The organism is Streptomyces sp. NPDC111507 (assembly GCF_055638955.1).
In genome coordinates this window covers 22,151-26,713 of record NZ_JBVKBU010000026.1, presented here as the reverse complement: position 1 = coordinate 26,713, position 4,563 = coordinate 22,151, and the positions used below count along the sequence as shown (strand labels likewise).

Annotated in this window: 4 protein-coding genes and 1 pseudogene; 2 read left to right on the top strand and 3 right to left on the bottom strand. The window is 65.7% G+C overall.

Annotated elements, in window-relative coordinates:
* Positions 1-1,010: 1,010 nt before the first annotated feature.
* Positions 1,011-1,523 (top strand): hypothetical protein, encoded by a 513-nt coding sequence (locus ACZ7M2_RS48725; RefSeq protein WP_471600767.1) that lies wholly within the window; start codon positions 1,011-1,013, stop codon positions 1,521-1,523.
* 170 nt (positions 1,524-1,693) lie between these two features.
* Here ACZ7M2_RS48725 and tnpA read toward each other — a convergent pair.
* From tnpA to ACZ7M2_RS48710, 3 genes and pseudogenes are all read right to left on the bottom strand, one after another.
* A pseudogene (gene tnpA, locus ACZ7M2_RS48720) lies at positions 1,694-1,906 on the bottom strand (IS200/IS605 family transposase); the annotation flags it as partial.
* Between the two features lie 357 nt (positions 1,907-2,263).
* Positions 2,264-2,782 carry an allene oxide cyclase barrel-like domain-containing protein gene (locus ACZ7M2_RS48715; RefSeq protein ID WP_471600766.1) on the bottom strand — a complete coding sequence of 173 codons (519 nt, stop codon included), beginning with the start codon at positions 2,780-2,782 and terminating at the stop codon, positions 2,264-2,266.
* 538 nt (positions 2,783-3,320) lie between these two features.
* Positions 3,321-3,500, bottom strand: a complete 180-nt coding sequence (locus tag ACZ7M2_RS48710) for a hypothetical protein (RefSeq protein WP_471600765.1) — start codon at positions 3,498-3,500, stop codon at positions 3,321-3,323.
* 740 nt (positions 3,501-4,240) lie between these two features.
* Between ACZ7M2_RS48710 and ACZ7M2_RS48705 the strand changes: the two genes are divergently transcribed.
* A partial coding sequence (locus ACZ7M2_RS48705; protein WP_471600764.1) for a hypothetical protein occupies positions 4,241-4,563 on the top strand: 323 nt, incomplete at its 3' end.

Sequence of the window (4,563 nt, the reverse complement as noted above, 5' to 3'; positions counted from 1 at the left end):
CCCAAGGCGGCACACAGGGCGTCCAGAACGCGACAGCAGGGCGCAGGCTCCCCTCTCCTTCTGCGTCACCCATGGCGTTCACAAAGAGTCTTCTGAAGTCGGTCACTGATCGAGTGAGGCCACTGTCGTGACGGCGAGGCCCCCGGGCTGTTGAGCGAGATGTCCGACGTCTCCGCACCACAGCCCCGGGGGGCCTCGTTGGTTTCACATGTGCTGGAGGAGTGGGTGCCGATGCTCATCGTCACCCATCAGCACGACCGACGGTGCAAGCTGCCACCGGCAGCCAGTCTCCGATCTGTCAGAGGCAGGCTCCATGGCTGTCCCGCTGCAGTCATCCACGCCTTCGCAGCGCAGCTGCCGCTGTAATCCGCCTGCAGAAGCAAGCCGGGTTCAACCCACTCAGCGGAGCTGTCTCAAGTCGGCTGGGGCACCGGGATCGCACCAGTCACACGGAGATCATCCCGATGGTGCCCCGACGCCGGCGAACAGACTCAGGTTGCGGCATGCCCACGTGTTCCGGACGTGAAGGCCTTCCCTCCTCGACAGCGTCGACGTCCACGATCACGCCCGGGCGCCGTTGAAAGCCGCACCGACGCCGGATCGGACATCTCGTCTTCCAGTTCATTGCAGGGCTACCTGGCGTCGTGGGCACGCGCTCCGAAGCGACCTGCGCGAATGTCTCCACCGGCCGCGGCCCGCGGAGCCGTCCCGGTAGGACCTCATCCGCATCCAACCCCTACCGATCCGCTGAGTAGAACCGTGCCCAAGTCCCCATCAGCGGTCTGTCGATGACCGCTCCATTACGGGGCAACGAAGACGGCAACGGGGCCCATCAAGACCTACTGCCTGCAGCATCAGCCAAGCCCCTCTCCTCGGCCGACAGACACATCAACCTGTTGCTCCTCCAATCAGGGGACGTGCAGCAGAGGCCAGACGAGTTGAAATGAATCTACGAAGGTTCGTCCACCTAGAACATACGAGGTTTCCTCATGTTTAACGCTCGACGTCACATGGCCCGCATCGCAGGGATTTCCTGCATCGCCGCACTGGCCGCAGGAACCGTCGGTGTGGCCAGCGCCGAGGCCGCGCCCATGCACGCTGCGCATTCGGTCAGCATGCACAGCAATAACCACCAGCACAACACCCAGGGCGGCACGCAGGGCAACGGCCGCGGCAACACCCAGGGCGGCACCCAGGGAGGCAACGGCAACACCCAGGGTGGCACGCAGGGCAACGGCAACGGCAACACCCAGGGCGGTACCCAGGGCAACGGCCGCGGCAACACCCAGGGCGGCACCCAGGGGGGCGGCATGGGCAACACCCAGGGTGGCACCCAGGGCAACGGGAACGGGAACACCCAGGGCGGCACCCAGGGAGGCGGCAACGGCAACACCCAGGGCGGCACCCAGGGAGGCGGCAACGGCAACACCCAGGGCGGCACCCAGGGAGGCGGCAACGGCAACACCCAGGGCGGCACCCAGGGAGGCGGCAACGGCAACACCCAGGGCGGCACCCAGGGCTGATCGTTGAAGAGTCCCCAGAACTCGATACCTCGCGGAGAAAGCTTCCGCGAGGTGTCGAGTTCAACTTGATTCTTGCGAGGAACTCTGGGCGTTTGCGCCCGGGAGGAATCGCATCCTTGGTGGGGCGGCGCGGAGCGCCGCAGTGTCGTGGCGGCGGAGCCGCTGATGGCTCACCCGGGACGTTTCTGGTTCTCGATGTACTCCTTGACGACGGTAAGGGGTGCGCCGCCTGCGGAGGCGGCGCAGTAGGACGGGGACCAGAAATGGTCGCCCCACAGGTAGCGGCGGATGTGGTCGGGGAATTCCTGGCGCAAGCGGCGCGCGGAGACGCCTTTGAGCGAGCCGACCAGCCGGGACAGAGCAACCTTGGGCGGCCAGCCGACGGAATTCGCAGACCTGCTGAAACGCGGTCTCTGCGGAGTGAGAGTCCCGTGAAGGAGCGTGGGGTTTCCCGGCGTACCTCGGCACGCCGCCGTCGTCGGTCCGGGTGGTGTAGGCCGGTTCCCAGATTGGGAAGCGGCCGATTTCGAGCAGCCCCTCTACGCCAAGCGACCGTGCACGGCTTTGCTCTTCGGCGCGCCCCGGAGGCGCCGACATCCCGGGGCGCGGTGGGCGGCTTGCCGGCGGTAATGACTGGCCTGGGATCGGGCCTGGTGGCGGCGTCGCCCATGGGGACCAATCGAGCCGGTGGGCTGTGCCGTGGACGGGCCAGCCTTCTCACCGGGCGGGGGCAGGGTCAGTCAGCTGTCGAGGTCGATCGTGAAGCGCCTCTTGCCCACACCGATCGTGTCGGCGTGGACCATGCCACGAGCCCGGTCGAATACCCCGGTGCCGCCGGTGATCGCGTTGTCGAACGAAGGGGGAGGGCTCGCTGTGAGATTGCCGAAGACCATCCCCTGCACGGTGAGTTGGCCGCCCGGGAGGTTGTAGTTCACGACGCACACCTCCGCTTGGTTGTTGATGTCGGCGGCCCGGGTGGTGGTGCAGGTGCCGTCGGTTTCGCCGACGACCTGGTTGTCGTGCTCGTCGTAGAGGTCCGAGCGGAAGACGGTCCGATCGCCCTGAGCGGGGGGACCGCCGGGGTTGATGGGGAAGCGCGTCTGCTGCACGAGATGGCCGATGAGTGTGATGACTCGGTCTCCGCCCTTGGCGTGGGCGAAATCGGTGTCCGTCGCGGCGGCGTCCGCGACAGGGGCACAGGCGAGAAGGGTGACCAGCGCAGTGGCCGTGCCGAGACAGGCTGCCCTGATGGGGCGCATCGTGTGGCTCCTGAGGTTGATGTTCACGGGTGGTCAGGTGCCGCATTCATAACCTCGGCTCTGCCGCCGCCCGGAACGTCCCGGCGCGACCCACCGGCAGATCCGACCAGTCGGACCAATCCGGGACGAGAGACGGCCCGGGCGACCGCGCACTACGAAGATGCGATCTACAGCTGGAGTACTTAAGCGACTGATTCCTTTGCCATCAGAACAGGTACTCAACCTTCGATGCGAGAGATACGCGACGCCCAGACTTCAGCGAGAACGCCCAAGGTTCGCTGCGAGGGATCAACCGAGGTGGCACCAGCCATCGGGCCCGGTGACCCCACCCCGCGTATTTCGTCACCCCGCAAGAGGCATTTCGTCGGTTCCCCTGGGCGGGTAGTGGACCGGCAGGTGCACATGGTCCTTCGACCCTGCGGCGGAACAGGCAGACGAGGGTGGCGTTCGCCGCCGAAGGTCTTGCTCTCTACGGCTGCCATGTCGGCGAGGGCCCAGCCCTCGGCCTCGACGGCTTCGATCTGTTCGCCGATGCCGGTCATGGGCCGGTGGTTGCGCTGGTCTTGTTCGCCTCGATGAACTTGCACGCGAGGACGCTGCGTCCCTCGGCGTAGGCCTTGCGTGCCTCGTCGGTGGCCTTGCCCGCCTTGGCGTTGTTGATAACCCCATGGCTCCCCCCTTGGAGTGTGGTGATGAGGGGCCCAGTGTGGACGGACACGGTCCCCTGCTTGGAAGCCTGGGTGACGTAAGGCGATTGTCGTGCCGACCCCTGTTCTCGATCGACTCCCAGTCGGCGCCAAGTCGCCGGTCTGGAGCCGGGCCGGGACATACGTGTAGCTAATTCCAGCTACAGGGCCGCCAAAGCCTGTATTCGGATTGCGGTGACCGTTTGCCATCGAAGTAAATTGACAGTAACGGGCTCAACGGAGGCAGTGAGGTCGTTCTGATCTAAAGTGTGGGTCTTTCTAGTGACAAGCGGTGTGGTCAGGCCTCTTATAGCCGACGATTCGAGTTGACTCAGCCGACGCGTGAGACCAGTATCGGGATTGTAACTTCGCCGTTGTGCAGGTACCCAGGCGCCCGAGATTTACAACGCGCGGCGCTTCTTTTCCCGCACACTGGCCCCCAGGGCTGCATTGGTACTCAGCCCGGCAGCGGAGCTGAAACACCCGGCGGAGCCAGCACCTTCAGGTGTGGGATGAAGGAAATTCGCGATTAATGCGCTAGGCCTTCAATTGGCCGGACGTGTCTTCTGAGTGGCCGACAACACCACGATCGGATCGGACCACGCTCTGCGCATCGCATGACCAGACGCCGAAGCGAATAGTGCTTAATACGGAAGAGAGGAGCACGCGCGTGCGGCACACTCGGAAGCAGAAGATGGCGACAGCAATAGCGTCGGCGGCAATGGCTGGAGGAATAGCCGCCATCGGGGCCCCTGCCTCAGCGGCGCCGGCAGTGACCGGCGCAGTTTCCCACGTCCAGGCACTTGCCAGTAAAGGTACATCGCAGGCTCAGCCCCTGCTGCCGGAAAAGCCGTGCAAGCACTGCAATACCGGCAACAATCAAGGATCGCGGGGCGGCAATACCCAGGGCGGCACCCAGGGCGGCGGCAACGGGAACACCCAGGGCGGCACCCAAGGCGGCCGCGGCAATACCCAGGGCGGCACCCAGGGCGGCGGCTCCGGCAATACCCAGGGCGGCACCCAGGGCGGCGGCTCCGGCAATACCCAGGGCGGCACCCAGGGCGGCGGCTCCGGCAATACCCAGGGCGGCACCCA

Bases quoted from the DNA above. Each gene is read 5' to 3' on its own strand.
- ACZ7M2_RS48725 (WP_471600767.1), top strand. From the start codon at position 1,011: ATGGCCCGCATCGCAGGGATTTCCTGCATCGCCGCACTGGCCGCAGGA.
- ACZ7M2_RS48715 (WP_471600766.1), bottom strand. From the start codon at position 2,782: ATGCGCCCCATCAGGGCAGCCTGTCTCGGCACGGCCACTGCGCTGGTC.